Genomic DNA, 25,664 nt, shown 5'->3' on the forward strand with positions numbered 1-25,664 from the left:
ATACAGGTGCAATATTCAGACGCTAAAAACACACAGGAATATTTTGAGGCAATACCTGAAGAGCGCAGGGCTCCTATGGAAAAACTGCACGATGTTATTATAAAGAACCTGCCGGAAGGCTTCCAGGAAGGTATGGGTTACGGTATGCTGGGCTGGTCAGTGCCTCACAGCACCTATCCTGCAGGCTACCACTGCGACCCGAAGCAGCCGCTGCCTTTCCTGGGTATTGCATCGCAAAAAAATTTTATAGCATTATACCATATGGGCATTTATGCTGATAAAGAACTGCACGACTGGTTTGTAGCAGAATATCCTAAGTATGTAAAAACAAAGCTCGATATGGGCAAGAGCTGTATCCGCTTCAAGAAGCCTGAAACTATTCCGTATGAATTGATAGGCCGGCTGGTCCAAAAAATGACTCCGCAGCAGTGGATAGAGTTGTATGAGGCGGGATTGAAACGATAAGGTAATTATTACTCTAATTATATTGAAAACAGGTTTTGCCTGTTTTTTTTATGTAATTTCGTTACTTTATTTACCGCTATTATGAAAATCGCAATAGTATGTTATCCAACCTTCGGCGGTAGCGGCGTTGTAGCTACCGAACTTGGATTGGAACTGGCTCGCCGCGGGCACGAGATACACTTCATAACCTATAGCCAGCCGGTGCGCCTGGCACTTTTAAACCCTAACGTACATTTTCACGAAGTACACGTACCTGAATACCCCCTGTTCCATTACCAGCCCTATGAGCTTGCGCTGTCAAGTAAGCTGGTAGACATGGTGAAGCTGCATAATATAGAACTGCTGCACGTGCATTATGCCATACCCCATGCCTATGCAGGCTACATGGCAAAAAAGATGCTGAAAGAACAGGGCATACGCATCCCAATGGTCACCACACTTCACGGTACTGATATTACCCTTGTGGGCAACCACCCGTTTTATAAGCCGGCAGTAAGCTTCAGTATCAACCACTCTGATATGGTAACATCTGTTTCGCAGAACCTTAAAGAAGAGACCTACAGGCTTTTTGACATTAACAGGGATATTACCGTTATACCTAATTTTATCGAAGTCGAAAAAAATAAAAATGAAATTACCACACCATGCGAACGGTCAATGATGGCTACCGAAAGAGAGAAAATTATTACCCATATAAGTAATTTCAGGAAAGTAAAGCGAATCCCGGATGTGGTAAAAATATTCGATGAAATCCGGAAAACCGTACCCGCCAGGCTGATGATGGTAGGGGATGGCCCCGAGCGTGAACCTGCCGAAAAGTTGTGTCGGGACCTTGGGATAAGCGATAAGGTAATCTTTTTTGGCAACAGTAATGAAATCAACCAGATTTTATCCTATTCCGACCTTTTTCTCCTCCCTTCAGAAACGGAAAGCTTTGGGCTTGCGGCACTTGAGGCTATGGCATGCGGTGTGCCGGTTATTTCCACAAATTCAGGGGGGCTTCCTGAAGTAAATGAAGACGGTATATCAGGATATATGGGCAATGTAGGCGATGTGCAGGATATGGCCGCCAAAGCGGTTTCTATCCTCTCAGACGATGATGTCCTGTGCCGCTTCAAGCGGGACGCGCTTAGCGTAGCACAGAAATTTGACATACAGAATATCTTGCCTCTGTATGAAAACTTATACAGAAAAGCATTAAAACAGCAGCATGTATGAGAGTGCTACTGGTACTTACAGCAGTAGCTGCCTTAGCAGGATGCGCAGTTAAAACAAATGCCGAAGCCGGCAAAGGCGGCAGCCCGGGCACGCCTATACAAATGGAAAATAATTTTACCATACTTAAACAGGAAAGCTATGGAGGCATGGAAACACCACAAAATATCATTATAACCTCCCAAAGCGCGCTCGACTCAATGTACCAAAAACTAAATGCCGGGGAGGCACAAAAAACAGATTTTAACAAACACACCGTAGTGATACTCTTTATGGGCCAAAAAAGTACCGGGGGTTTCAGCATTGGTATAGAATCGGTACGGCAAAATGGCGATACAGCCGAAGTAGTTATAAAAGAAACCCGTCCCCGGGGCGCCGTCACCATGGCCCTTACACAGCCCTACTGCATCGCCCTGATCCCAAAAACACCAAAAGTTACATTCCTGCATCAGGACCAAAAGTAGTTCTGGCCCATTTATTTTTTTTAATCCGGAGCAGTGATCAGCCGCGCTCCTCTGGAGTTTTATTTCCCGCTCTCGTCTCTATCTCCCCGCCGCAAAAGCAGGCGGCGGGGAGGATGCCGCCTCCATCGGGGCTACCTCCAGCGCTGGTGATTACTTGCCATGTCCCTCAAGTAAAGCACCACGCAAAACCCTCAATCAATACGTATACCTGGCTCTGTAAAAAAACTTTTAGGGCGGGGGGGTGCAGTACGCTTTATTGGCCTCTGCATTATCGGTTATTCCGATGTACCAGTAGTTTATCAATAATAGCGCCTGACATCGGGTCAAGGTCGGCTTCATCACCGGTAACCAGTACACCTTTATGGCCTGATGCCGATAAAATGCCATAAACTGTCGCCTCGTCTCCGGGGTCGGTTTCCCCTTCATAAAAATATATATCCGTGATTACAAACTCTTCATGGCCAAACCGGCCCGAGTGGCATACAAGGTAATTATTATCAAGGTTAAAATCCTCATTATATCCCTTCTGCCTCAATTCTTCAATAGCTTTTGAAACGGTTGCGTAGTGGTATTGTATTTCCATGATGGTAACAATTACGTTATATTTCAAAAGTAAGCATTAAATCAAAATAAAAATCAATATTATATACTGCCATTAGAAATGATAATATTTTTTAACCCATATTACCGCAAAGAAAAACATAAAGTGGAAGCTTATTATGAATGCAGGCTGTTGATTTCTTCCTCTATCTCCTTTTTGTACTTGATGGGTAGTAAAATTATAAATGATGTTCCCTTCTCTTTGCCTTCACTTATCGCTTCTATAGTACCTTTATGGAGTTCAACCAGCGATTTAGTTATGGAAAGCCCCAGGCCATTTGATGTTTCTTTGCCGGTTGGTTTTGAACTTAGTTTGGCAAATTTTGTAAACAGCCTGCCCACGTCTTCCCGGTTAAGCCCCTGCCCTTCGTCTTTAACCTCAATCCTCATGTAATCCTCATGGTGCGTTGCCATAAGCTTTATGGTAGAACCATGGTAGGAATATTTTATGGCATTGCTTAGCAGGTTGTGCAGTATGTCTGAAAGTTTTGTACGGTCAGCTTCCACAGCAGGAAGATTATCTTCGCAGTGTACTTCTATGACCTGGTTTTTGCGGTAAGCCAGCAGGTCAAAACTGTTGAGCAGCCTTTTGAACATGTCGTTTATGTCAACCTCCTCAATAAGCATTACCATTTCCTTATCTTCCATTTCCGATTGTTTCAGCAGCTCGTCAAGTTTGTTCTGTATACGTATCACAGAAGATTTAATCATTTCAGTCATCCTGCCTGCCGCCGAAGGGTCCTTCTGGATGATTTCATTGGCCAGTTTTATCGAAGCCAGCGGGTTTTTTATTTCGTGGAGCGCGATGTTCATAAGGTTTACCTGTGCTTCAACGTTTTTGCGGTAGCGCAACTTATTTTCCAGCTTATCCACAATTATTTTGGCAATGATGCGCAGCATTTCAATCTGTGTTGCTGTTGCCGAGCCAGGCTCATCAGAACATACGCATACGGCGCCTACATTATATCCTTCGGGTGATTTAAGCGGTGCTCCTGCAAAAAAACGGACGCCTCCATCGAGGGCTACAAGAGGGCTATTCTTTAAAAAAGGTATTTCGTTGGTGTCGTTAATTACAGTAACTTCATCATCCAGTATGGCTATAGACGATATGCTCGCCCTGCGGTCCACTTCATTGTGGGGCAGCTGGCTTAGGTTTGATTTTATAAAAACCCTGTCTTCGTCAACAAATGTAATAAAAGCACTTTGCGCTTCAAAAACCTGTAGTGCCATGAGTGCCATTTTATCAAAGGTATCTTCAGTATGCGTATCAAGTATATTATACTCACGCAATTTTTCAAGCCGCCTTGCCTCGTTTTCTTTCAGTGCCTCACTGGTCGTCATGTATCAGGGTTGTTTAGTAGACTCCGAAATTAAGTATAATAATTAAGGATTATGCAATGGTTGTATAATGTTGTAACAAAATCAGTAGAATTGTATAAACAGCAGGTCTGTTTAAAAAAGGCAACAGTGCGCCTACAGGACTGGCTACACGTTATTCAGGGTTTCTGCTCTATTGCAATCCCATGTTTTTAAATGAAAACCCCGCCTTTTCAGGGGCGGGGCTTACAAAAAAATAAAAAACAAAATGAAACTACTCAACAATGAGTTTCTTCGTGATTCCTTCGGAAGTCTTTATAAAATAAATACCCGAAGCGAAAGATGATGTGTTTAAAGTAAGCGCGTTTTTGGCAGCATGTACCAGTTTGCCGCTTATATCATATACTTCAATGTCAGCAACACGGTTGAAGTAGGCTATGCCGCTAACCGACGGGTTAGGGAACACTACAAAAGTTTTCGGTTCTTCAGTAAAGTTGCCGGTTGAAAGGTTGGTAATATCAAGCTCAAAAACCGTTATGGTGCCGCTAATTTCGTTCGCGACTACTATATAAGGTTTGCCGTTGGCGCTTTCAGTACTGCTTATGTAGGTAATCCCTTCCGGGCCGTGGTCACCTGTATAGGCTGATACGCTCCTGCTGTTCTTATAATCTACAAACGAAACATCGTTAGGGTTGGTTACATCATAAACCATAACGCCACCAATCCTTTCAAGCGCTACAAAGGCAAATGTCCTGCCCTGTATCTGGGCTATGGCAACACCTTCAGGCTCCGGCCCTTTAGCACGGCTGCGGCCTTTAAAACTGTTGCTTTCGCTGTCAGAGTTAAATAAAGTGTTTATCGAAGGCGCTGATGCTGTGTACATTTCAAAATCGTCACCGCTGTCATACACCAGTTGTTTTGTATCAGCATTGAAAATGGAGAAAGAACGGGTACCTACGGCATATATCTGTTCAAACTGCGCGTCAGCATCGGTATTACCATTCAGGTTGGTAACCCTGAGGCGCCCTGCATTATAGCTTTTCTTAAGCATGGCACCCTGCGGATAGGCTACGGCATCAAGCGGATAGTTGTTGTTACCGATAGTAGTACGTTCAGAAAGGCCTGTAAGTTCTTTTTCATCACCTTCGTTGGCAGTAATGATATAGTTAGTGCCCCCTACATTGTACGTAGCTGCCGCATCGGGTATATAATAAGTTTTAATAGGCCAGTTGGCTATAAGTACCTGATTGTTGTTGTCCGATATATCGAAGCCGTTGCCTAATACGCTCATGTCTTTTGTGCCTAAAGCCCAAACGCTTGCAATAGTACCTGTAGCCAGGTTTATTTCTGCAATGGCGTTATTTTCCTGCAGGGTAACCCAGGCCTTTTGCGAATCAGCGCTCGTAGTGATATACTCCGGCTCAAAATCCTGGGACATGGTGCTGGTTAGTTTCAGCTTGCGGACGCCTGAATTTATAAGTGCGGCTTCAGTTGTAGTGTCGTTATAGGCAGTAAACAGGAGCGTGGTAACGTTAGCCTGTGTAAGCGACGGGATACCCCCCGAAATATCTATTATACTTATTGAGCCTTCAGGGTCAACCGTATAGCTTTCATTCGGCTGTCCTTCATTGGCAGTAAGTACTTTGGTACCATCCGGAGTGAAAGAGATGTTATCAGGCAGCGCGCCTACAGTAACCTGTTTCTGGAAAACACCGTCAGTGTTAAAGAACACTACCGATCCTTCAAGCTGCTCATTGGCATTTGGCGAAGCTACGGCCACAATACCGTTTTTAACGGCAACGCTGGTAACACCGCCATAAGGGTTCATGTTAATGCTGTTAACCACAGTAGGAGCCTCAGGGTTAGAAAAATTAATAATATCAAGGAAACCTGCCACAGCGCTTGTGGTGAAAAGCCTTTGGCTTCCGGCGTCATACACTACAATTTCGCAGGTGCTGCTGTTTGTTCCTGAAGGGTCGAAGCTGGTAACATATGTCAGTTCTAATGACTGGCTCGGCACTGGTGCCTGCCTGTCGTTATCCCTGATGTAAACTGTAGCCATGGTTTCACCTGTAATAGTAATTCCGTTAGCATTTTCAAGGCTTAGCACAAAGTATTCTGAGTGCTGCTCTTCCGTAGTATCGTCAATGATAGGTATGTTTATTGTTTGTGTAAGCGCACTTGTACCCGTAAAGCTGAGTGTTTGTGTAGTATAAGTAAAATCACCGGAATCAGCAGTGCTGAAAGGCGCAGCTTTAAGTACTACATCAACAGAGCCTGTTGCAGGGCTGGCAAGTGTAAGGTTAAATGTAAGTGTGCCCTGGTTTTCTTCTACCACAATGAAATCTGATGCCAGTGATACAGTTGGGTTGTAGCTGAAGTTAAATACATAGGCACAAGCCATTAGCAGCCCGTTTTCATCTTCAATATTGTTAATGGTAAGGGCATATGGCGTAGCAGTTGCAAAAGGCGTGCTGTAGGTAAGGGTAACCGTAGCCCCTGATACCGCAGCATTGGCAATACCTGCAATACCTGTATAATTTGCCGTATTTGATGCTGAAGCGGCATCAAGCTCATTATTAAATGTAAGCTGGATGGTGGTATTATTTATAACTACAGCATTTTGTACTGAAGGAGAGCTTGGGAAATTCCACGCTGGCCAGGTTTGCGGGGCCGTACTGCCTGCAACAGCAATCCAGTTAGCAGGATTAAGTATTGAGGCTTTAAGCGCTGCGGGGTCTCCTGTTTGTGTCCCGTTATAATAAGCGTTAACAGAGTTGCCTGATGTATTACCCGGCGCTGTGCTCAGGTTAACAGCGCTTACTCCGTCAGTAAGCGTAGCAGGTATCATGGAGCTGCTTCCGCTACAGCTTGTGGCAGCAGCTACCCATGCGTTTGATGAAAGTGCCGTAATATAGTTTGGCGCTGCAGCTGTACCTGCATAAACTATAACCTGGTCTCCGTTCGAGCTAAGCCCAAAACCGTTGCCTGTTACGGTACCCGTGCTGGCAACCAGCCCTTCGGTCTGTATAGTAATTACAGTACCGGCAGGTACGCATTGTGTAGCGGCCCACACAATTCCGTTAGGGCATTGCGGCTGCGCGTTGGTTGTATATTTTGCATCGGTAAGGTTTATAAAGGTGCCAGGGGCAATATCTATAAGGGTAAGCAGTGCTACGGTATCTTCTGTGCCTGTAGCATTCATCCTGTAAGTTACCGGAACCATATCGCCGGCCATAAATGCTGTTTGTACGGCAATTGTTGTAAATGTTGCCGAAGGTGTTCCTGCTACGGCATTGTTGCTCATGTCCTCCAGTGTCCCGGGGGCAATGGCTATATAATATTGCTGGTTATTTAGCAGTGCGGTGGCTGGTGTTACTGTAATAGTATTGCCTGCATAAACAGCAGTAAAAGGTACATCTGCGCCTGTTGCATTATTCAGCTTAAGCTGTACAATTGTGTTCAGTCCGCTATCAGTTACCGGGCTGTCGTCAGCCAGCCTCACAGCTTCATTAAATGAAATCTGTAGTGTTGAGGAAACAGCAACATTAGTTGCGTTATTAGCTGGTAGAAAAGTTACTGATGGGGGAGTTGTATCTGTTGTGCCGCCCATAGCGAAAGCCTGCAGGGTAAAGTTATCAAAACGGTTATTCCCGCCTGTGCCACCGGCTCCCTGTGCAAATTCAACTTTTAATTTAAAGTTGGGGTTATTGTCTGTGGCATCAATACCTGAAAAGTCAAGCGTGGTAAGTCCGGGGTCACTATTATTTGGGTTAATCGTTGTAAATAGCGTATAATTAGTGCCGTCTGTGGTGTAATACCACAGCTGGTTGCCGGCACCCTGTCCTGAGCGGCGGGTAGCAAATTTTATTACCGCATTTTCATATCCTGTAGTAGGCAGGCTGAATACCAGCGCCCCGCCTATAGGATTATTAAAGCGCAGGTGTGTGCCCGCAGCATCCCCATTTTGTGCATTAAGGTTCTGCACCTCAAAATTCTGGCCTGTGCCCTCGGAAAAAGCAATTACACTGGTGCCGCCAGCCAGGTGGGCTAGTGCAGCGCCTGGTACCAGTGACAATGATGGCGTGGTAATGGCAGCTTCCGAGCTACTGTCATTAAAATTCCAGTAGTGGAGTAATTGCTGCGCTCCTGCAAATTGTGCTATTGTGCAGAGCATCAATAACATAATAATTTTTTTGTAGTTGTTTAGCATGTGTTGATGTTGTTTACTAATAATAGCACAAAAGTCCGCCCCATCCATTAGCTAAACATTAAACCAACGATAACGATGTATTAACTTACAGAATGGTAATGTTTGGAAAATGTAAAGCGGGGCATTGCCGCTTAACATTGCATTAATAAAAAAATGGCTGTTAAGGAAATTTGACAACCAGCCTGTTATCAAAGTGCCTGGCATAAAATTGTATATATATTATAAGAAGAGTACAGCCACCCTCCGTAGCGGGCCGGTATATACTGGTGTGTAGTGTAGCCCCGATGAGAAAAAATCTATACATTTTGGGATTACTGGCCGGTATATACTGGTGTGTAGATGTAGCCCCGATAGAAGCGGCATCCTCCCGCTGCCGCGCTTATGGCAGCGGGAGATATAGCGGAGAGCGGGATGTGCGATTGCAAAAGTGCGCTTAGCCGGCTGCTCCATAAAAAATTCAATGATTAAATAAATAGATAGATGAAAATCAAAGGATTAAATCTTTTCTGTAGTTTTTATTAATGTACGGGGCAAAAAAAAGAAAGCGGCTAAAAGCCGCTTCCATTGTTGATAATGCTTGTAGTTACAGGTTTTCCATTGCATTTACAATGGCAAGAAAATCATCTGCTTTTAAGGATGCACCGCCTATAAGGCCACCGTCAACATCCGGCTTTCCGAAGATCTCGCGGGCATTGTCAGCCTTAACACTTCCGCCATAAAGGATAGAAGTTTGCCCGGCAATAGTTTCACCAACATTGTTGCGTAGCAGGGCCCTTACGAACGCGTGCATTTCCTGTGCCTGCTCCGGTGTAGCAGTTTCGCCTGTGCCTATAGCCCATACGGGTTCGTAAGCCAGTACAATATTGCTCCAGTCACTTTCACTCAAATGGAAAAGGGCTTCCCTTAGCTGCGTTTCCACCACATCAAAATGTTTTGCCGACTGCCTTTCGGCTAATTCTTCTCCAAAGCAGAAAATCACGGTTAGGTTATGTTTAAGCGCGGTATTTACTTTTTCGGCCAGTATGCTGTTGGTTTCGCCAAAATACTGCCTCCTTTCAGAGTGCCCTAATATTACTGTGTTAACATTAATGCCCTTAAGCATCCCTACTGATACTTCGCCGGTAAAAGCACCGCTCTCGGCCTGGTGCATGTTTTGTGCCGCTACGATAATACCGGTGTCACGGGTTTGTTCCACAGCGGCCTGCAGGTTCACAAAACCAGGCGCAATAACAATTTTGGTAGCGGTGGTTTCCGGCTTTTTGGAAAGTATGCCCTCTATCAGCGCTTTCGACTGCACAATATCGTTGTTCATCTTCCAGTTGCCGGCTACAATCTTTTTTCTCATTATTTAAGGTTTTTTAGTATCGCTATAAGTTTTTCATCATCGGCTTCAATTGCCCTCCATAAAGCTATTTTACCATTCTTATCCACCACCATGTAACGCGGAATCCAGTCAAGCTTTATGCCTTCACTAAAAGCGCCTTTTTTCATATTGGTACCCACGTGGTAGTTTTCACCTTTCACCTTATTCTTTTCGATGCCTTTCTTCCATGCTTCATCTGTTTTATCATACGAAAGGAAAAGGTACACCACGTTAGGGAACTGCTTTTGCAGCGCGTGTACTTTAGGCATACCCTTAACGCAGTCAGGGCACCATGACGCCCATACATCAATTACTACTGTTTTGCCTTTGTACCTCGCAAGAATGTCTTTAAAAGCTATTTCTTTGCCGTCAAGGGTTGTCATAGTGGAGTTTAGCGTTTCAGTGGTAAAAGCTGTTTCCTGGGCCTGTGTACAGGATATTATAGCCAGCATAAGCACTGGCAGCAAAAGTATTTTTTTCATTGTAGTTATTATTTAAAGAGTAACAAATTTATGGATAACTCATTAACATATACCCATTAAAAATAAAATATTTAAGGCTAAAGAAGATGGAATTATGATTATAACGTTTTCGTGATTTACTCCAGCCTTATCCTAGGGTCAAGGTACGCATATATAATATCTACAATAATGTTGATGATAACAAATGTAGTAGCAATAACCAGTACTGAACCCATAATTACGGGCAGGTCGAGAGTATTAAGGGCTTCTACAACCTCCTTACCCAGGCCGTTCCACCCGAAGATGTATTCCACAAAAACGGCGCCTGCCAGCATAGAGGCAAACCAACCTGAAATGGCAGTAACAACCGGGTTGAGCGCATTCTTCAGTGCGTGCCTGCGGATGATGCGTGCCTCACTGAGCCCCTTGGCACGTGCAGTGCGTATGTAATCCTGCCCCATAACTTCCAGCAGCGAATTGCGCATAAGCTGTATCACCACGCCAAGGGGGCGTATACCAAGCACTATTGATGGTAATATGATATTCTTCCACCTGATGTAGGAACCTTCGCCAAAATCATCTACCTCATATAGGCTGCCCGTCATGTCAAGGCCTGTATAGCGGTGGAGCAGGAACCCAAATACCCAGGCAAATAATATGGCAGCAAAAAAGGAGGGAAGGCTCATGCCCAGCGTACTCACAAGCGCAATTACCCTGTCAATCCAGGTGTCTTTATACAAAGCAGAAACAATACCCAGGAATATACCGATAACGATAGCGATAATAATGGCAAAGAATGCCAAAACAATAGTATTGGGCAGCGTATCAACGATGACCTGCGTTACTTTTTTTCCGCTTTTCTGGAAACTTTCGCGCAGGTAAGGTGCTTTAACTACTGTTGTGGTTGAGCCGATGGTGAAAAGCTTTATTGCCGAATATTTCCCTTCGGCCAGATAGGTATAATCACCGGCAACGGTACTGTGGAAAGACAGCGGGGATAAGTCGTTGAGGTAATAAAGGTACTGCGTGCCAACAGGCTGGTCGAACCCGTACTTTTTTTTAATGATAGCAAGCTGCTCGCTGTTCTCGTTCTGGTCCAGCATCATCCGCGCAGGGTCGCCCGGCAGCACGGTAAATAAAAAGAATATTACCGTTACCACCCCAAAGAGTGTTAACAGTGCATATCCTGTTTTATATAAGAGGTACCTGAGCAACTGGTTTTTGATTATTTTGTGATTACTGCGACTGTAACTGATCAGTGATTAGAACTATTTCAGCTCTACATGTTCAATGTCATTCCAGTGTGCCTTTTGCTTTATAGTGCCTTTTTCCAGTATCACTATACTCGGGTTGGCTCTCTCAATAGTTTTTAGTGTAGTGGCATCGCAAAAATAGTAGTTGAATGACAGCCCGTGCTGCTTTTTCTTTTGCGCTATAATATCAGCAGGCGAAGCTGTAGCCCCAATCACTTTATAACCTTTAAGCTGTGCTTCGCGGGCAAAGGCTTCAAGCTTTCCAAGTCCCTTATCACTGGCTTTCTCCAGGTCATATGAAATGAACATTACAAGTTTAGGTTCATTCAGCAGTTCTTCAGTGTAATTGGCACCATCCAGTTCCAGCGTAAAATCATGTATAGGCGGCACATATCCTTCTTTTACCAGCTTATCTTTACGGTCCACATATTCAGCGTCGGCCGGGATTTTATCTAATTCTTTATCTGTAAATTCTTTTTCTGCACCATTTACCTTGTAGATAAAAACAATTTCATAAACTGATTTGGGCGCACCGGGCGGCACTTCCATCCCTTTCCGGATGTTTGTACCTATCTTGTAAGCACGGAAATCTATAATTGGCAGGTGCATCAGTACATAATAGGCCAAAAGCCCGCACAAGGCAAGCCCTGAATAAACTGTTAACCCTGCTGCGAATTTGCTGAAAACGCGTTTCACATACTTTTGGTTGAAGAATATTACCAAAATAAGTACCAGTAATACAACATCTTTGGTAAATGATTCCCAGGGAGTCAGCTTAAGCGCATCACCAAAACAGCCACAGTCAGTCACTTTATTGAAGTACGCTGAATAGAAAGTAAGGAACGTGAAGAACACGATCATGAGTAGCAGGCTCCACAGCGTAAATTTCTTTTTATACCCCACCAGCAGCATTATGCCCAGTACTACCTCAAAAATTACTACAAAAACAGCAAACGCCAGTGCATAGGGTATAAGGAACTCCAGGTTTAGTACCTCGGCGTTGAAGTACTCCTGCAGTTTAAAGGAGAAACCTACAGGGTCGTTGAGCTTTATAAGGCCTGATATAATGAACAGGACCCCCACAAGAACCCTGCAAATATTAGTAATTATCTTCATAGTTTATGTTGTAGATGGTTATATTTTTTTCATGAGTATCAATGCAAAAACCGCATAGTTTATCATATCCTGGTAATTGGCATCAATACCTTCACTTACAAGGGTTTTGCCTTTATTATCTTCTATCTGCTTTACCCGGAGCAGCTTCTGCAAAATCAGGTCAGTGAGCGAACTCACCCTCATATCGCGCCACGCCTCGCCATAGTCGTGGTTCTTGGCTTCCATGAGGGTTTTGGTAAGGGCTACTTTTTCATCATATAGTGCGATGGCTTCGTCAACATTTAAGTCCGGCTGGTCGGCAACACCTTTGTCCAGCTGTATCAGCGCCATGATGGAGTAGTTGATGATACCAATAAATTCGCCTGTTTCATCTTCATCAACCTTGCGTACCTCATTTTCCTGGAGGCTGCGTATACGCTGGGCTTTTATAAAAATCTGGTCAGTCAGTGACGGCAGCCTTAAAATGCGCCAGGCACTGCCGTAATCTTTCATTTTATTGATATATAGCTGCCTGCATACAGCAATTACACTGTCATATTCGGCGGAAGTATTGCTCATTAAATAGTATCTTTGTGTGAAATTTTCCCAAATGTACTAAAACGCGCCATAAAAAACTAAGGGGTCAATTTAAAAACTACCAACATGCTTATCAACTGCAAAGGCCGGCTAATTGATTTGTCTCAGCCCAAAGTAATGGGTATACTGAATTGCACACCCGACTCTTTTTATGATGGGGGTAAATATAAAAATGAACATGAGTTACTTAGCCAGGCCGAACGAATGCTGGCAGAAGGAGCTGATTTTATTGATATAGGTGCCTATTCATCTAAACCCAACGCAGAATATGTAAGCGGGGAAGAGGAGCTTCGGCGCATTGTTCCTGTAGTGGAGCTGGTACTTAAAAATTTTCCTGGTACATTGGTTTCAGTTGATACTTTTCGTGCAAATGTGGCAAAAGAAACAATACTGGCCGGGGCTGCAATAGTAAATGATATTTCAGCGGGGCTGCTGGATGAGGCTATGCTCGAAACTGTAGGCAAACTAAATGTTCCGTACATTATGATGCACATGCGCGGCACACCACAAACCATGGTTAAACTGACGGATTATGAGGACATTGTAAAAGAAATACTATTTTACTTTTCGCAGCGGATAGCAGCCGCAAGGAAGGCGGGCATTAATGATATTGTAATAGACCCAGGGTTTGGATTTGCCAAAACGCTGGAACAGAATTATGAAGTGCTTCGAAAACTGGAGCTTTTTCATATAACAGAGCTGCCGGTTTTGGCAGGTGTTTCGCGCAAATCAATGATATATAGGTTACTGGGTATAACGCCCCAAGAATCACTAAACGGCACCACCGTGCTAAACACCCTTGCACTGGCTAAAGGTGCCCATATCCTTAGGGTTCATGATGTGAAGGAAGCGGTGGAAACGATTAAAATTATGATGAATTTTAAATTATAAATTTTGAATTTATCTGGTTTGAAGACATTTAAAATTCAGAATTTAAAATTTAAAATAATTATTGATGATGATACGGTTCCCCTTTTAAAATGGTAAAAGCGCGGTACAGCTGCTCGATAAAGAACAGGCGTACCATCTGGTGCGAGAACGTCATAGCCGATAGCGACACCCTGCCCTGTGCCTTGCCGTAAACCGCATCAGAGAATCCATAAGGGCCGCCGATTACGAAAACAAGGGTTTTTATGCCTGAATTCATTTTCTTCTGTAGCTCGGCGGAAAAAGCAACGCTGCTGAAGCTTTTGCCGTTCTCGTCAAGCAGGATAAGCTTGTCGGTGGGGGAAAGCTTGGCCAGGATCATTTCGCCTTCCTTTTCTTTCTGCTGCGCCTCGCTCAGGTTCTTCACGTTCTTGATGTCCGGTATTACTTCCAGCTCAAACTTAATGTAGAACGAGAGCCGTTTCATGTAATCGTCCATGAGCTGCTGCAGGTTTTTGTTGTCGGTCTTGCCTATGGCGAGGAGCTTTATGTTCATGTTTCAGTTGAAAGTTGAAGGTTGCAAAGTTAGCAAGTTCTTCCATTTCGACGGCAGGAGAATTCTCAATTATGGAACGCGGATGACGCGGATTGGGCTGATGACCGCTGATTTAATGCAAGAGTGGAGCTCCCCTCTTGTGAGGGGTTAGGGGTGTGTTAAATAAACATATAAATTCTAAATTATTCAATTCTAAATATTTTGATATGGATAATTTTTACAAATTTAAACAGACAATCAAATAATCGGACTATAAAAAAAATCAACAGGTTTGACCAATACATGAATATCATTAAATTTCTACAATAATTTTTTTCCCTATTTTAGCCCAAATAATCCGTACATGATTTCAAAGGAACAATTTCAGAAAGAACTCGATATCATAATAGCCAACGCCATACGTGAAGACGTAGGCCCCGGCGACCATTCCTCACTGGCCTGTATACCCGCCACCGCCACCGGCCGCGCCAAGCTCCAGGTAAAAGATACCGGCATATTGGCAGGGGTTGATTTTGCACAGCAGGTTTTTAAGTACGTAGATCCTAACCTTACTGTTGAATTATTCCTGCACGACGGTACGCCCGTGCAGCATGGCGATGTGGCTTTCCATGTTTCGGGCAGTTCGCAAAGTATATTAAAGGCCGAAAGGCTGGTGCTCAATGCCATGCAGCGCATGAGCGCCATTGCCACGAAGACAAAGAAGTATGTGGACCTGCTGGAAGGTACGGGTACTAAAATACTTGATACCCGCAAGACTACCCCGGGCATCCGCGCGCTGGAAAAATGGGCCGTAACCATAGGCGGCGGCGAAAACCACCGCTTTGCCCTTTACGACATGATAATGCTGAAGGACAACCACATAGATTTTGCCGGCGGCATTACCCAGGCCATCACCAAAACACATGGCTACCTAAAGGCTAATAATTTAGACCTGAAAATTATAGTTGAGGCACGAAATTTGGATGAGGTACGTGAGATTATTGCCAACCCGGGCGTGTACCGCATCCTGCTCGATAATTTTGACTATGCCCAAACGCGTGAAGCCGTTGCCCTGATAGGCAGCTATTGCCAGACGGAATCTTCAGGTGGCATCAATGAGCAGACGATGCGCCACTATGCCGAGTGCGGTGTAAATTATATATCTTCGGGGGCGCTTACACATTCAATTTATAATTTAGACCTAAGCTTAAAAGCCTTTTAATGTCGGCGGAACTGGAACATAAACTTGAACGCATACCGGTAATAAAATACCTGGTGCATTTCAGCAAAAGCATAAAGCTGCCCTATTCAGAAGGGCTTACGCTCTACCACCTGCTGGAACTCTATATTACGGGCGTGGTTAAGGGCGATGTGTCTTACCGTGCCGGTTCCATAGCGTTCAGTTTCTTCATGTCGCTGTTCCCGTTCCTGCTTTTTTTGCTCAACCTCATACCTTACATACCCATTAAAGGTTTCCGTGAAGATTTCCTCATGTTCGTGGCTGACAATGTCCCGCCCAATACGTATGACGCTATAGAAAAGATACTGAAAGACATCATGAATACCAGTTATGGCAGCCTTCTTTCCATAGGTATCCTACTGGCAGTTTTGCTCATGAGCAATGGCATGAATGCGCTTCTGAGCGGTTTCCAGAGCAGCATGCATATCACTATAAAGCGCACTTTTTTCCGCCAGTATGCCCTGGCTATAGGGATATCGTTGGTGTTTGTGTTCCTGCTTATCATCACGGTTGTAGCCATACTGGTACTGGAGGTTATCATACACAGCCTTAAGGACAGCGGCTTTCTTACAGATGATATTTACCTCCTGGAAACAGGCAGGTACATTTTTCTTGTCCTGATGATACTTACCGGGACTTCCGTGCTGTTTAAATATGCCGCAAAAGAAACGAGCCAGGCCGCTTTTTTTAGTTATGGTTCAGTGCTGAGTACTTTGCTTTTTGTAGTAACGTCTTACCTTTTCGGTATTTATGTGGTGCGGTTCAGTAAATATAATGAGTTGTATGGGTCTATAGGTACTTTGCTGGTACTAATGCTCTATATATGGATAAACTGCTTTATCCTCTTGCTTGGTTTCGAATTAAATGCACTTATTCATAAATTAAAAAGAAAAAATTTATACATTTAACAAAATTAAAAAGTAATCATCATGAAAAACTATTTATTAGCAATGCTCTTTATGGCTGTAGCGGGGACTTTTTCAGCACAGGCACAGGTTACCGGCAGATGGAAAACCATTGACGATGAAACCGGACAGCCAAAGTCTATAGTTGAAATTTACGAGCAAAACGGAAAAATTTACGGCAAGGTGGTAGAAATACTGAATCCTGACCGTAAAAATGCAAAATGCGACAAATGCAAAGGCGCGGACAAAGGCAAGCCGGTGCTTGGGCTTATTATTATAAAAGGCCTTACTAAAGATGGTGATGAATGGACTGATGGTGATATCCTGGATCCTGTAAAAGGAAAAACCTATAGCTGCACTATAACACTTGATAACAAAGACAAGCTTAATGTGCGCGGCTATATGGGTATATCACTTTTGGGCCGCAGCCAGACATGGTACAGGGTGAAATAAGCAGGTAGCGAGCTGTCAGTAATTATTTGACTTTTGGCAGCCTTATTAGCTGAAATGCGTAATACAAAAAAGCGCTCCCATAAAGGGAGTGTTTTTTTATTTTGATGCGTTGTACCCTGCCTGTAGGGGGGTAATTATCCGTTTAGCCGCGAGGGTTGCGCCGGCGTTTTGGCCTAGCCCCGATGGAGGCGGCATCCTCCCTGCCGCCTGCTTTTGCGGCAGGGAGATAGAGGCGACAGCGGGACCTGCATGGGCGGATATGCCTATGGACGGCTGCTCCCATAAGGTATATGTATGATACGGGTTGTATCAGGTTTATTAATCCTATGGAGAAGGCCGGGGTTAGAAAAGCGGCTTTCCTGAAAGAGCCCTCAGGAATGTAGCCGTTACAATTATTAAATAAGCAAAGGCTATGGTTACTACGTCACGTTTTGTACGGGCAAGGGCGGCACTTGCCAGGGGTACTATTTGTATGGCGTGGATGCCGAGGAAGTGGGCTATCCGCAAGTCGCCGTTATGGCTGCTCCAGTTCACTATGGGTAGTCCTTTCCCTCCGTCCGGTGCGCCAACAGTATGCTTTAGCATGGCACCCATCGCAAATCCTTCAAAAGCAAAAATTATCAGGATAATGAGGGAGAGCTTGAAGGCAAACAGTACCAGTGGCTGACCCGTAGTGGAGGGGATCATAAAAAAACGTATGGCAATATAGCTGGTATGTACCATAAAAAGGGTTATGGCCAGCGCCATGAGGTTAAAAATGAGCTTATCTGCCGGGGTACTTATGTTAAAATGAGATGCTTTGCCACGCGCCGCCTGGAATACAATCAGCAGGAGTTCAAAACTTAGAAGCACTATCATGCTCCATGAATATAGGCTTCCCTGTTTTTTATCAGGAAGGAATTGTAAAAAATATCCTGCTGTTAATGATAAAAGGGCTACGGAAGTAAAAAACTTAAACGGTTTGAGCCAGGCATTGACGCCGGCTACCACTACGCTTGTAGTATTTATAAGGGCTACGCATAAAAGTGCGCCACCCAAGCACAGCATACTGAACCAGAATAATTCCGGATGTTTAGCTTTTATGAAAGATAGTGTTTTCATCTTTTTTTTAAATCTAAAATTCCACCTACGAGTAACTGTAGGTGAAATGAGTTATACCCTCCATTGAAATCTGCTTCCTGCCGGGTTATTTTATCTTTCCAGTCACTGCGGCAAAAGCCAAACTTGTATCCTGCCTTTATGCCGATAAACATATTGTTTTGCTGTTTTAGAATGAGGCGTATTGCGTGATTTAACTGTAGCTGCGCGTTTTGTAGATTGTAACTGTCATTTGTGCTGCTATAAATAGTTTGTATCTGTTGCCATGCAAGCCCAACTGATGGAATAACTTTCAGCCGTTTACCGTTATGTAATAAATAGCCTCCGAAAATTGTATTGGAAAATGCTATTACCTGCCTGTTTGTGGCTTCTGCGTAGGTATCACCATTGGCATAGCTAAATTCGAGCCCTAATAGTTTATTGCCTAATTGATAAGAACTTGACGCACCTATTGAAAATAAATTTGCGGGATTGAATCCGGGAAGATTATGTGGGGTATTTAATTGATAGCTTTCGATCCCCAGCTGCGCATTGAAGAAGGCGTATTTTTCCTGTGCCTCCACAGGAGAGTAAAGAAGAACTGCGATTATGATTAATACAAAATTTTTCATACAAGATTTGGTTTTGCTAAATTTTTTTTGATTTTCATCATAATAAAATCAGGGGTTATGCGTGGCAGGTTTGAAATAAACCAGTTATTAAAGCCTACAATTTTTTTTCCTTTGCCTTTACGCAGCAGATTTACTCCGGCCTGTGCAACTTTTTGTGGATCAGCAGGTTTATTGATGCTGTAGGCTTTGGTAGCCAGCATTTCCGGGGATGAGAAATTAGTATCCACCGGCCCCGGACACAGCGATAATACAGCTACTCCGGTACCTTTAAGTTCTGCGGCAAGAGTTTCTGAAAATGAAAGTACAAAAGTTTTCGTTGCGGAGTAAACCGAGTAGTAAGGGAACGGCAGGAACGAAAGGAGGGAAGCCAGGTTGAGTATTTTTCCTTCTTTACGTTCTTTCATATCTTTAATAAAAAGTTTTGTGAGGACAAGTACGGCATTGATATTTAGCGAAACCATCCTGATTTCGTCTTCCAGGGGCGTATCTGCAAATTCTCCATAGAGGCCAAAGCCCGCATTATTGATCAGTACATTTACTATATATCCGCATTTGTTACATTCATCATAAACACTAAGAGTTTCTTCATATACGGAAAGGTCTTTTGTGATTATTTTTACTTCGATGTTATGCCCGGGCTCAAGTTCTGACTTTAACTGTTCCAGTTTGTCCCTGCTCCGGGCTACCAGTATCAGGTTGTTTCCTTCTGCCGCTAAAATTTTTGCCATTTCAAGACCGATTCCTGAGGATGCGCCTGTAATCAGGGTGTACTTTTTCATACATGTTATTTTATGCGGGTCCATGTTTCTGTTCTTCCAAATAAAGAGATACCGACATATCCTCTAATCTTTAATCTATCAGCAGATTCAAGGTTCATTTTGCAGGAATAGGTTTTTCCTTCCCTGGGATCATAAATAGTACCGTTACTCCATGTGTTGCTGCTGCTGTACTCAAAATCATTTAATATGATGAGCCCTATAAGATCCCTGTTGCGCAGTTTTGGATTTGGGTTATGGATATCTTTCTGCTCATTTCCGGAGCCCCAAACAATTTTGCCATAAAACCGGGTGTTTTTCTTATAAATTAATATGTGCGCGTCTTTTTCAGGGGACATCCATTCGCCTAAAATGGCTTCCGCTGTTTTATCAGTAGTAACTAAGCTATTTGATAGCAACAATAAACAAATCATGAATGTTTTCATAATACTTAAATTTAAAATTATACACTGTTTAATTATTGAACATTGTTCATATTTGTAATAAAAAATTCTAAGTACACGACAAAAATTGTATTAAATTAATTTCCAGCTTATTGAATTTTGATAATAGGCAATTTGACAAATAATCTAATCCGAGTTTAAAAACAGATACTGCTCTTCGACCATGATTTTTTATCTTGATCGGCTTTATCTGACTATCCATATAATCCCCAATTTTATAGCACCAAAGAAATGCAATCATTACNCACTTCAACGTGAATATATCTGTAAGGTATTGAAAGAATTATCATACGTCTGAATACGCTGGTTGTCAAAACCTTCAACATAGTCATTCCTTGTAAGCAGCTGCGAAGGCGTCCAGTCATAATTACAATGAATTATTGTATAGTAATAATTAGCTTCATTGCCATACAAATCATCAAATGCAAAGGTAAAAGGGTCACCCAGCCTTATAAAAGGGTAAATGTTTTCATTATTCTGCAAAAACGATACAGTTTTGATATTATAGGGCGGCGCTATTTCCTGCTGCACCTGGGCAGCAATATATAGGGGCATAAAAAACAATAAAATTTTTAATGTAGTCAGATGCATGGTTAATAATGTAATTCCTTCAACGTAAAGATACTATTTAATATTATAATTCGAAATTTAAGGAATTACTTTCCCTTAAGAAAATGATTTACAATTACATAAATGTGTTAAAAATAATACAATATTTTATAAATTTTGTAGTTTTCCATTTTCAACCTAATTCAAATCAAGCAGCATGAAACAATTCAAACTATGGTTAATGCTCCTGGCGCTGCCGCTCACGGTAGTTGCCCAAGGCCTTAAAGGAGATAATCTCATTCCCTTTGATCCCAATGTAAAAACCGGAAAGCTGAAGAACGGCCTAACGTATTACATACGGAAAAATGCTAAACCTGAAAACAAGGTAGACCTGAGGCTGGTTGTCAATGCGGGCTCTATCCTTGAGGAAGACGACCAGCGCGGGCTTGCGCACTTTATGGAGCACATGTGCTTTAACGGCACCAAGCGTTTCCCGAAAAACCAGCTGGTAGATTACCTGCAGAGTATCGGTGTAAAATTTGGCCAGCACCTCAACGCCTATACAAGCTTTGACGAAACGGTTTATTTCCTCCCTATACCTTCTGACGACCCCGCCAAACTTGAAAAAGGATTCCAGATTTTGGAAGACTGGGCGTTTAATACGGTACTTACGCCCGAGGAAATTGACAAAGAAAGAGGTGTGGTACTGGAAGAATACCGCCTGGGCCTTGGCGCGGAGAACAGGATGATGAAGCGCTTCATGCCAAAAATGATGTACAAGTCGCACTACGCCGACCGATTGCCTATTGGGCAAAAGGAAATACTTGAAAATTTTAAGTATGATAAACTTGTGAAATTTTATAAAGACTGGTACAGGCCTAACCTCATGGCAGTAATTGTAGTAGGCGATATTGATGTGGCTGCCATGGAAAAGAAGATACAGGAACACTTTTCGGGCTACCAAAACCCAAAGAACGAACGGCCAAGGAAAATATATGACGTACCCAACCATAAGGAAACATTTGTAGCCGTTGAAAGCGACAAAGAAGCGTCATTTACACAAGTAAGGCTGATTTATAAAGATTATGATCAACCTAAAAAAGTTGTAACCATAAGTGATATGAACCGCGAACTTACCGAAATGCTTTTCACGTCAATGCTCAATAACAGGCTGCAGGAACTTACCAATTCCCCTACTCCTCCATTCACGTTTGGCTACTCTTACCATGGCGGCACATGGGCACGCACTAAAGAAGCCTACCAAAGCTTTGCCATGACCCAGGAAGGCAAACAGCTTGATGCACTTAAAGTCCTGGTTGAGGAGAACCAGAGGGTTAAAAAGTACGGCTTCAGCCAGAGTGAGCTTGACCGGGCTAAAACGGAAGTACTGGCCATGATAGAGTCGCAGTACAATGACAGAGACAAAACCGAATCGGAAAACTTTGTAAGTGAATACCAGATGCACTTCCTTGAAAATGAAGCTGTACCGGGAATAGAATGGACATACAGTACAGTTAAGCAGGTACTGCCAAAAATTTCACTCTCAGAAATAAATATCCTCATAAATAAGTACATAAAGGATGATAACCGTGTTGTAATATTTACAGGGCCGGAGAAAGACAACCTTAAAAAGCCTACCGAACAGGAAGTAATAAATGTACTTAACATGAATGCCGAAAACATTAAGCCTTATGAAGACGGAACAGTAGTTACTAGCCTGCTGCGAAAAGAAATAAAGCCGGGTAAAGTGGTTAAAAAAGAAACCAATGCAAAATTGGGCACTACTACTCTGATATTATCAAACGGCGCTAAAATAACCTATAAAAAAACCGACTTTAAGAATGACGAGGTATTAATGGAAGCGGTAAGCTTTGGTGGGTCTAACTTATTCTCAAACGATGATGCCAAGAAAACCCTTTTTGCTGCAGGCGCTCTCACCGAAGCCGGCTTTTCGGGGCTTAAAAAGAACGATATAAACAAGTTTATGACAGGTAAAATTGCAAATGTTGATCCCTACATTTCGAGCATTACAGAGGGGCTTAGCGGAAGCGCCACTCCAAAAGACCTTGAATATTTGTTCCAGATGACCTATGCCTACTTCACTGACCTGAACATGGATAAAGAGGCTTATGAAGGTTATAAGCAAAAACAGTCTGCTTTTTATGATAACATGGCCTCACAGCCCAGCTTCTACTTCCAGCAAGAATTTTATACCTATCTTTCAAAAGATAACCCGAGGTTTAACGGATTGATCCCAAATGAAAAAACATGGGCTGAGACAGATTATGAACTTACATATAATAAATACAAAGAGCGTTTTGCCAATGCCGGTGATTTTGAATTTTACTTCGTAGGTAATGTGGATGACAAAATAATGGAAGATTATGCAGCTAAATATATAGCTTCACTTCCGTCAACAGGAACTAAAGAAAAAGCTATTGACCTGGGATACCGCCTATTAAAAGGAGAACACAAAAAAGTTGTAAATAAAGGTACTGAGCCTAAAAGCAATGTAACGATTATGTACTATGGCGACACGTCTTATTCACCAAAAGAAGCCCTCGCCATGGAAGCCCTGGGCGAAATACTTACTATAAAGCTGGTTGAGCAGCTTCGTGAAAATGAAAGCGGTGTGTATGGCGTTAATGCCCGCGGAAGCATGAGCAAAGTGCCATACGGATCTTATAATTTTAGTATTTCTTTCCCCTGCGGGCCTGATAATGCTGAAAAACTTACAGCGTCTGCCCTTAAAGAACTTCAGAAAATAATAGACAACGGGCCTGAAGAAAAAGACCTTGCCAAATACAAAGAAGGCGAACTGCTTGAACACAAAAAAGAGGTAAAAGAAAACAGGTACTGGGTACGAATGCTAAGAAATGCCTATACCAATGGTACGAGCCCCGAGGAAATGCTTGCCAAAGAACAGAAAATAACTGCCCTTACCGCCAAAGAAGTGCAGGAAGTAGCTAAAAAATATCTTACAAAGGATAAGGTAATTGGTATACTTATGCCGGAAAAAACAAATTAATATTTCTTTGTCAAACTTTACAAGCCTGATGAAATTCATCAGGTTTTTTTATCAGTCTTTGTAACACACTGGTATAATTTCCCCTTCAGCAAGGCAATAACGCGCCACATCCTTCGGAGCTATTTTTTTTGTGTAATCCTCCTCCACTACACGGAAGCCTACAGAACGCAACTTATAAAAATAATCCCTGCCATATACACGCACGTGGTCGTACTGCCCAAAAATGGCCGCACGCTCTTTTGGGTCGGTAATAGTATCATCCTCAAATGTTACTTCACGGCTGAGATCCTGCGGTATCTGGAATATTCCCATGCCGCCTGGCTTTAACACACGGTATAGCTCCTGCATGGCTTTAGTATCATCCGGTATATGCTCCAGTACATGGTTGCAGAGTATCAGGTCGTATAAATTATCTTCAAAAGGCAGGTTGCATATATCGGCCTTTACATCAGCCAGCGGCGAGTAAAGGTCAGTTGTCGTATAATCCAGGTTTTGCATCTTCCTGAAGCGTTTATAGAAAGCCTGCTCGGGGGCAAAATGTAATACTTTTTTCGGGGCAGTAAAGAAATCCGTTTCATTCTTCAGGTACAGCCAAAGCAGCCTGTGCCTTTCCAGCGACAGTGTACTGGGCGACAACACATTATTGCGCTGTTTGCCATAGCCATAGGGCAAAAAGCTCCTGAAACTCCTGCCGTCTATTGGGTCAGTATAAGTATTCCCTTTCAGCGCCGCAGCCAGCAAAGGCCTGGCCACATAACTTAGCCGTATAAGAAGCGGCCGCGGAATGGTGTTGAGGATGAATTTGAAAATCTTCTTCATTACAATCGTTACACGGAGGCTCACAGAGAAGCACTGAGATTCACAGAAAAACTAATTTGCAAATCTTTTTACTCCGTCCTTTAAGAGTTTAGTATGAAAATTAATTAATAAACCTACTGGATAATTACCCTGTTTTAAATAAGTTAAAATCTGAGCAAAATGTACATCTGTAAAAGATTCCACTGTTTTTAATTCAAGTACAAGGGTCTTCTCCACCAAAAGATCAATCCTGTAACCGTGGTCGAGTTTGATTTCTTTATATAATACCGGAAGAGGCTTTTGATGTTCAACAAAAAGTCGCGCCCTTCTTAGTTCATATAAAAGACATTCACTGTAGGCCGATTCAAGCAAACCAGGACACAGTTCTTTATGAACCTCCATAGCTAAACCTATAACTTTACCTGTAAGTTCGTTTATATCTCTGTGCATCTTTAGGTTTCTCAGCGGATCTCAGCGAAATAAACCCTATAAAAACTAAGGTGTACTCCTGAACTCATCCTCCTCATCACTTTCAATTCCCAGGGCCTTATATATATACGCAAAAGTCGAAAGCAGTTCGGGCTTACCGTTAACCAGGGCAACATTATGCTCAAAATGCGCGCTTGGTTTCTTATCGGCGGTTACTATGGTCCACCCGTCCTTTAACTGCTTTACGTTTTTGGTTCCCATATTTATCATGGGTTCAATAGCCACCACCATACCTTCTACAAACAGCTTTCCACGGCCGCGTTTGCCGTAATTAGGCATTTCCGGTGCTTCGTGCATTTTGCGGCCAAGCCCGTGCCCCACAAGTTCGCGCACCACACCATAACCGTGTGCTTCCGTATATTTTTGTATGGCACTGCCTACATCCTCAACTCTGTTGCCGGCCCTGAACTCGCGGATACCAACATAAAGCGATTCCTTTGTTACCCTAAGCAGTTTTCGGGTTTCTTCAGGCACTTCACCAATTTCAAATGTGTAGGCATGGTCGCCGTAAAACTCATTTTTAAGTGCGCCGCAGTCAACAGATACTATATCGCCTTCTTCAATGGGCCGGTTGGTGGGCAGGCCGTGTACCACCTGTTCGTTAACGCTGGTAAGCAGTGTTGAGGGGCATCCGTATAACCCCAAAAATCCCGGCACAGCACCGTGATCCCTTATAAATTCTTCCGCCATCTTATCAAGTTGCAGCGTTGTCACTCCCGGCTTTATTTCGGCAGCAATCATGCCCAGGGTTTTAGATACTATCAGGGCGCTTTCACGCATTAACACTATTTCTTCGGCTGTTTTTGGTATAATCATCTGCGTAATTTTC

General features: G+C 43.1%; 25 protein-coding genes. 8 read left to right on the forward strand and 17 right to left on the reverse strand.

Annotated elements, in window-relative coordinates; all coding sequences use genetic code 11:
- Positions 1-6 precede the first annotated feature (6 nt).
- The 3 genes from CHU92_RS13300 to CHU92_RS13310 all read left to right on the forward strand — a co-directional run bounded on the left by CHU92_RS13300 (position 7) and on the right by CHU92_RS13310 (position 2,144).
- Positions 7-465: a DUF1801 domain-containing protein gene (locus CHU92_RS13300; protein WP_243389606.1), complete on the forward strand. Its 459-nt coding sequence runs from the start codon at positions 7-9 to the stop codon at positions 463-465.
- Positions 466-546: 81 nt separating this feature from the next.
- The gene (bshA, locus tag CHU92_RS13305; RefSeq protein WP_094416373.1) at positions 547-1,683 is read left to right on the forward strand and encodes an N-acetyl-alpha-D-glucosaminyl L-malate synthase BshA; all 1,137 of its coding nucleotides are present in this window, start codon (positions 547-549) and stop codon (positions 1,681-1,683) included.
- Positions 1,680-2,144 carry a protease complex subunit PrcB family protein gene (locus tag CHU92_RS13310; protein WP_094416375.1) on the forward strand — a complete coding sequence of 155 codons (465 nt, stop codon included), beginning with the start codon at positions 1,680-1,682 and terminating at the stop codon, positions 2,142-2,144. The genes bshA and CHU92_RS13310 overlap by 4 nt, the downstream gene beginning before the upstream one ends.
- Positions 2,145-2,412: 268 nt before the next feature.
- Here the strand turns inward: CHU92_RS13310 and CHU92_RS13315 are convergent, their stop codons facing one another.
- From CHU92_RS13315 to CHU92_RS13350, 8 genes are all read right to left on the reverse strand, one after another.
- The gene (locus CHU92_RS13315; RefSeq protein WP_243389607.1) at positions 2,413-2,754 is read right to left on the reverse strand and encodes a hypothetical protein; all 342 of its coding nucleotides are present in this window, start codon (positions 2,752-2,754) and stop codon (positions 2,413-2,415) included.
- 107 nt (positions 2,755-2,861) lie between these two features.
- Positions 2,862-4,085: a GAF domain-containing sensor histidine kinase gene (locus CHU92_RS13320; RefSeq protein WP_094416379.1), complete on the reverse strand. Its 1,224-nt coding sequence runs from the start codon at positions 4,083-4,085 to the stop codon at positions 2,862-2,864.
- A 250-nt stretch (positions 4,086-4,335) separates the two neighbouring features.
- Positions 4,336-8,274 carry a choice-of-anchor I family protein gene (locus CHU92_RS13325; RefSeq protein WP_165764665.1) on the reverse strand — a complete coding sequence of 1,313 codons (3,939 nt, stop codon included), beginning with the start codon at positions 8,272-8,274 and terminating at the stop codon, positions 4,336-4,338.
- Between the two features lie 583 nt (positions 8,275-8,857).
- A complete protein-coding gene (gene tpiA, locus CHU92_RS13330) occupies positions 8,858-9,619 on the reverse strand; it encodes a triose-phosphate isomerase (protein WP_094416383.1) in 762 nt (253 codons plus the stop codon).
- Positions 9,619-10,119 (reverse strand): TlpA family protein disulfide reductase, encoded by a 501-nt coding sequence (locus CHU92_RS13335; protein WP_094416385.1) that lies wholly within the window; start codon positions 10,117-10,119, stop codon positions 9,619-9,621. The genes tpiA and CHU92_RS13335 overlap by 1 nt, the downstream gene beginning before the upstream one ends.
- 116 nt (positions 10,120-10,235) lie before the next feature.
- Positions 10,236-11,312 carry an ABC transporter permease gene (locus CHU92_RS13340; RefSeq protein WP_094416387.1) on the reverse strand — a complete coding sequence of 359 codons (1,077 nt, stop codon included), beginning with the start codon at positions 11,310-11,312 and terminating at the stop codon, positions 10,236-10,238.
- A 54-nt stretch (positions 11,313-11,366) separates the two neighbouring features.
- On the reverse strand, positions 11,367-12,467 hold the full coding sequence (locus CHU92_RS13345; RefSeq protein WP_094416389.1) for a BT_3928 family protein: 1,101 nt from the start codon (positions 12,465-12,467) through the stop codon (positions 11,367-11,369).
- A gap of 18 nt (positions 12,468-12,485) precedes the next feature.
- The gene (locus CHU92_RS13350) at positions 12,486-13,025 is read right to left on the reverse strand and encodes a DUF1599 domain-containing protein (protein ID WP_094416391.1); all 540 of its coding nucleotides are present in this window, start codon (positions 13,023-13,025) and stop codon (positions 12,486-12,488) included.
- Positions 13,026-13,109: 84 nt separating this feature from the next.
- On the opposite strand from CHU92_RS13350, the gene folP reads away from it, so the two are divergent.
- The gene (gene folP / locus CHU92_RS13355) at positions 13,110-13,934 is read left to right on the forward strand and encodes a dihydropteroate synthase (RefSeq protein WP_094416392.1); all 825 of its coding nucleotides are present in this window, start codon (positions 13,110-13,112) and stop codon (positions 13,932-13,934) included.
- A 58-nt stretch (positions 13,935-13,992) separates the two neighbouring features.
- On the opposite strand, the gene rlmH is transcribed toward folP, so the two are convergent.
- Positions 13,993-14,466: a 23S rRNA (pseudouridine(1915)-N(3))-methyltransferase RlmH gene (gene rlmH, locus CHU92_RS13360; protein ID WP_094416394.1), complete on the reverse strand. Its 474-nt coding sequence runs from the start codon at positions 14,464-14,466 to the stop codon at positions 13,993-13,995.
- A gap of 343 nt (positions 14,467-14,809) precedes the next feature.
- On the opposite strand from rlmH, the gene nadC reads away from it, so the two are divergent.
- From nadC to CHU92_RS13375, 3 genes are read left to right on the forward strand one after another with little or no spacing between them, the layout of a single operon-like run.
- Complete coding sequence (nadC, locus tag CHU92_RS13365; protein WP_094416396.1) at positions 14,810-15,667, forward strand: carboxylating nicotinate-nucleotide diphosphorylase; 858 nt, start codon at positions 14,810-14,812, stop codon at positions 15,665-15,667.
- Complete coding sequence (locus tag CHU92_RS13370; RefSeq protein ID WP_094416398.1) at positions 15,667-16,593, forward strand: YihY/virulence factor BrkB family protein; 927 nt, start codon at positions 15,667-15,669, stop codon at positions 16,591-16,593. Before nadC ends, CHU92_RS13370 begins: the two co-directional genes overlap by 1 nt.
- Positions 16,594-16,614: 21 nt before the next feature.
- A complete protein-coding gene (locus CHU92_RS13375) occupies positions 16,615-17,043 on the forward strand; it encodes a DUF2147 domain-containing protein (RefSeq protein WP_094416400.1) in 429 nt (142 codons plus the stop codon).
- A 342-nt stretch (positions 17,044-17,385) separates the two neighbouring features.
- Here CHU92_RS13375 and CHU92_RS13380 read toward each other — a convergent pair whose 3' ends face one another.
- The 5 genes from CHU92_RS13380 to CHU92_RS13405 form a co-directional block, all read right to left on the reverse strand.
- Complete coding sequence (locus CHU92_RS13380) at positions 17,386-18,144, reverse strand: hypothetical protein (protein WP_094416402.1); 759 nt, start codon at positions 18,142-18,144, stop codon at positions 17,386-17,388.
- Positions 18,141-18,752 (reverse strand): hypothetical protein, encoded by a 612-nt coding sequence (locus CHU92_RS13385; protein ID WP_094416404.1) that lies wholly within the window; start codon positions 18,750-18,752, stop codon positions 18,141-18,143. Before CHU92_RS13385 ends, CHU92_RS13380 begins: the two co-directional genes overlap by 4 nt.
- Positions 18,749-19,531 carry an SDR family NAD(P)-dependent oxidoreductase gene (locus CHU92_RS13390; RefSeq protein ID WP_165764666.1) on the reverse strand — a complete coding sequence of 261 codons (783 nt, stop codon included), beginning with the start codon at positions 19,529-19,531 and terminating at the stop codon, positions 18,749-18,751. Before CHU92_RS13390 ends, CHU92_RS13385 begins: the two co-directional genes overlap by 4 nt.
- Before the next feature lie 5 nt (positions 19,532-19,536).
- Positions 19,537-19,953: a DUF2147 domain-containing protein gene (locus CHU92_RS13395; RefSeq protein WP_094416408.1), complete on the reverse strand. Its 417-nt coding sequence runs from the start codon at positions 19,951-19,953 to the stop codon at positions 19,537-19,539.
- Between the two features lie 267 nt (positions 19,954-20,220).
- Positions 20,221-20,526 carry a type IX secretion system plug protein gene (locus tag CHU92_RS13405; protein WP_243389608.1) on the reverse strand — a complete coding sequence of 102 codons (306 nt, stop codon included), beginning with the start codon at positions 20,524-20,526 and terminating at the stop codon, positions 20,221-20,223.
- 211 nt (positions 20,527-20,737) lie between these two features.
- On the opposite strand from CHU92_RS13405, the gene CHU92_RS13410 reads away from it, so the two are divergent.
- Positions 20,738-23,548, forward strand: a complete 2,811-nt coding sequence (locus tag CHU92_RS13410; protein WP_094416412.1) for a M16 family metallopeptidase — start codon at positions 20,738-20,740, stop codon at positions 23,546-23,548.
- 51 nt (positions 23,549-23,599) lie between these two features.
- On the opposite strand, the gene CHU92_RS13415 is transcribed toward CHU92_RS13410, so the two are convergent.
- Genes CHU92_RS13415 through map form a run of 3 tightly spaced genes read right to left on the reverse strand, consistent with a single transcriptional unit; the run spans position 23,600 to position 25,651 of the window.
- On the reverse strand, positions 23,600-24,367 hold the full coding sequence (locus tag CHU92_RS13415; protein ID WP_094416528.1) for a class I SAM-dependent methyltransferase: 768 nt from the start codon (positions 24,365-24,367) through the stop codon (positions 23,600-23,602).
- Between the two features lie 51 nt (positions 24,368-24,418).
- Entirely contained in the window at positions 24,419-24,796 is a 378-nt protein-coding gene (locus tag CHU92_RS13420) for a GxxExxY protein (RefSeq protein WP_094416414.1), read from the reverse strand.
- A gap of 45 nt (positions 24,797-24,841) precedes the next feature.
- Positions 24,842-25,651, reverse strand: a complete 810-nt coding sequence (map, locus tag CHU92_RS13425; protein WP_094416416.1) for a type I methionyl aminopeptidase — start codon at positions 25,649-25,651, stop codon at positions 24,842-24,844.
- Between the last annotated feature and the right edge of the window lie 13 nt (positions 25,652-25,664).

The sequence above is a fragment of the Flavobacterium cyanobacteriorum genome (genome assembly GCF_002251835.1).
GTDB classification, from domain to species: domain Bacteria; phylum Bacteroidota; class Bacteroidia; order Flavobacteriales; family Flavobacteriaceae; genus Flavobacterium; species Flavobacterium cyanobacteriorum.

What these genes read in the sequence shown, in the direction of transcription:
- bshA (WP_094416373.1), top strand. Translation starts at nt 547, where the DNA reads ATGAAAATCGCAATAGTATGTTATCCAACCTTCGGCGGTAGCGGCGTT.
- CHU92_RS13310 (WP_094416375.1), top strand. Translation starts at nt 1,680, where the DNA reads ATGAGAGTGCTACTGGTACTTACAGCAGTAGCTGCCTTAGCAGGATGC.
- CHU92_RS13320 (WP_094416379.1), bottom strand. Translation starts at nt 4,085, where the DNA reads ATGACGACCAGTGAGGCACTGAAAGAAAACGAGGCAAGGCGGCTTGAA.
- CHU92_RS13325 (WP_165764665.1), bottom strand. Translation starts at nt 8,274, where the DNA reads ATGCTAAACAACTACAAAAAAATTATTATGTTATTGATGCTCTGCACA.
- tpiA (WP_094416383.1), bottom strand. Translation starts at nt 9,619, where the DNA reads ATGAGAAAAAAGATTGTAGCCGGCAACTGGAAGATGAACAACGATATT.
- CHU92_RS13335 (WP_094416385.1), bottom strand. Translation starts at nt 10,119, where the DNA reads ATGAAAAAAATACTTTTGCTGCCAGTGCTTATGCTGGCTATAATATCC.
- CHU92_RS13345 (WP_094416389.1), bottom strand. Translation starts at nt 12,467, where the DNA reads ATGAAGATAATTACTAATATTTGCAGGGTTCTTGTGGGGGTCCTGTTC.
- CHU92_RS13350 (WP_094416391.1), bottom strand. Translation starts at nt 13,025, where the DNA reads ATGAGCAATACTTCCGCCGAATATGACAGTGTAATTGCTGTATGCAGG.
- folP (WP_094416392.1), top strand. Translation starts at nt 13,110, where the DNA reads ATGCTTATCAACTGCAAAGGCCGGCTAATTGATTTGTCTCAGCCCAAA.
- rlmH (WP_094416394.1), bottom strand. Translation starts at nt 14,466, where the DNA reads ATGAACATAAAGCTCCTCGCCATAGGCAAGACCGACAACAAAAACCTG.
- nadC (WP_094416396.1), top strand. Translation starts at nt 14,810, where the DNA reads ATGATTTCAAAGGAACAATTTCAGAAAGAACTCGATATCATAATAGCC.
- CHU92_RS13370 (WP_094416398.1), top strand. Translation starts at nt 15,667, where the DNA reads ATGTCGGCGGAACTGGAACATAAACTTGAACGCATACCGGTAATAAAA.
- CHU92_RS13375 (WP_094416400.1), top strand. Translation starts at nt 16,615, where the DNA reads ATGAAAAACTATTTATTAGCAATGCTCTTTATGGCTGTAGCGGGGACT.
- CHU92_RS13380 (WP_094416402.1), bottom strand. Translation starts at nt 18,144, where the DNA reads ATGAAAACACTATCTTTCATAAAAGCTAAACATCCGGAATTATTCTGG.
- CHU92_RS13385 (WP_094416404.1), bottom strand. Translation starts at nt 18,752, where the DNA reads ATGAAAAATTTTGTATTAATCATAATCGCAGTTCTTCTTTACTCTCCT.
- CHU92_RS13390 (WP_165764666.1), bottom strand. Translation starts at nt 19,531, where the DNA reads ATGAAAAAGTACACCCTGATTACAGGCGCATCCTCAGGAATCGGTCTT.
- CHU92_RS13395 (WP_094416408.1), bottom strand. Translation starts at nt 19,953, where the DNA reads ATGAAAACATTCATGATTTGTTTATTGTTGCTATCAAATAGCTTAGTT.
- CHU92_RS13405 (WP_243389608.1), bottom strand. Translation starts at nt 20,526, where the DNA reads ATGCCCCTATATATTGCTGCCCAGGTGCAGCAGGAAATAGCGCCGCCC.
- CHU92_RS13410 (WP_094416412.1), top strand. Translation starts at nt 20,738, where the DNA reads ATGAAACAATTCAAACTATGGTTAATGCTCCTGGCGCTGCCGCTCACG.
- CHU92_RS13415 (WP_094416528.1), bottom strand. Translation starts at nt 24,367, where the DNA reads ATGAAGAAGATTTTCAAATTCATCCTCAACACCATTCCGCGGCCGCTT.
- CHU92_RS13420 (WP_094416414.1), bottom strand. Translation starts at nt 24,796, where the DNA reads ATGCACAGAGATATAAACGAACTTACAGGTAAAGTTATAGGTTTAGCT.
- map (WP_094416416.1), bottom strand. Translation starts at nt 25,651, where the DNA reads ATGATTATACCAAAAACAGCCGAAGAAATAGTGTTAATGCGTGAAAGC.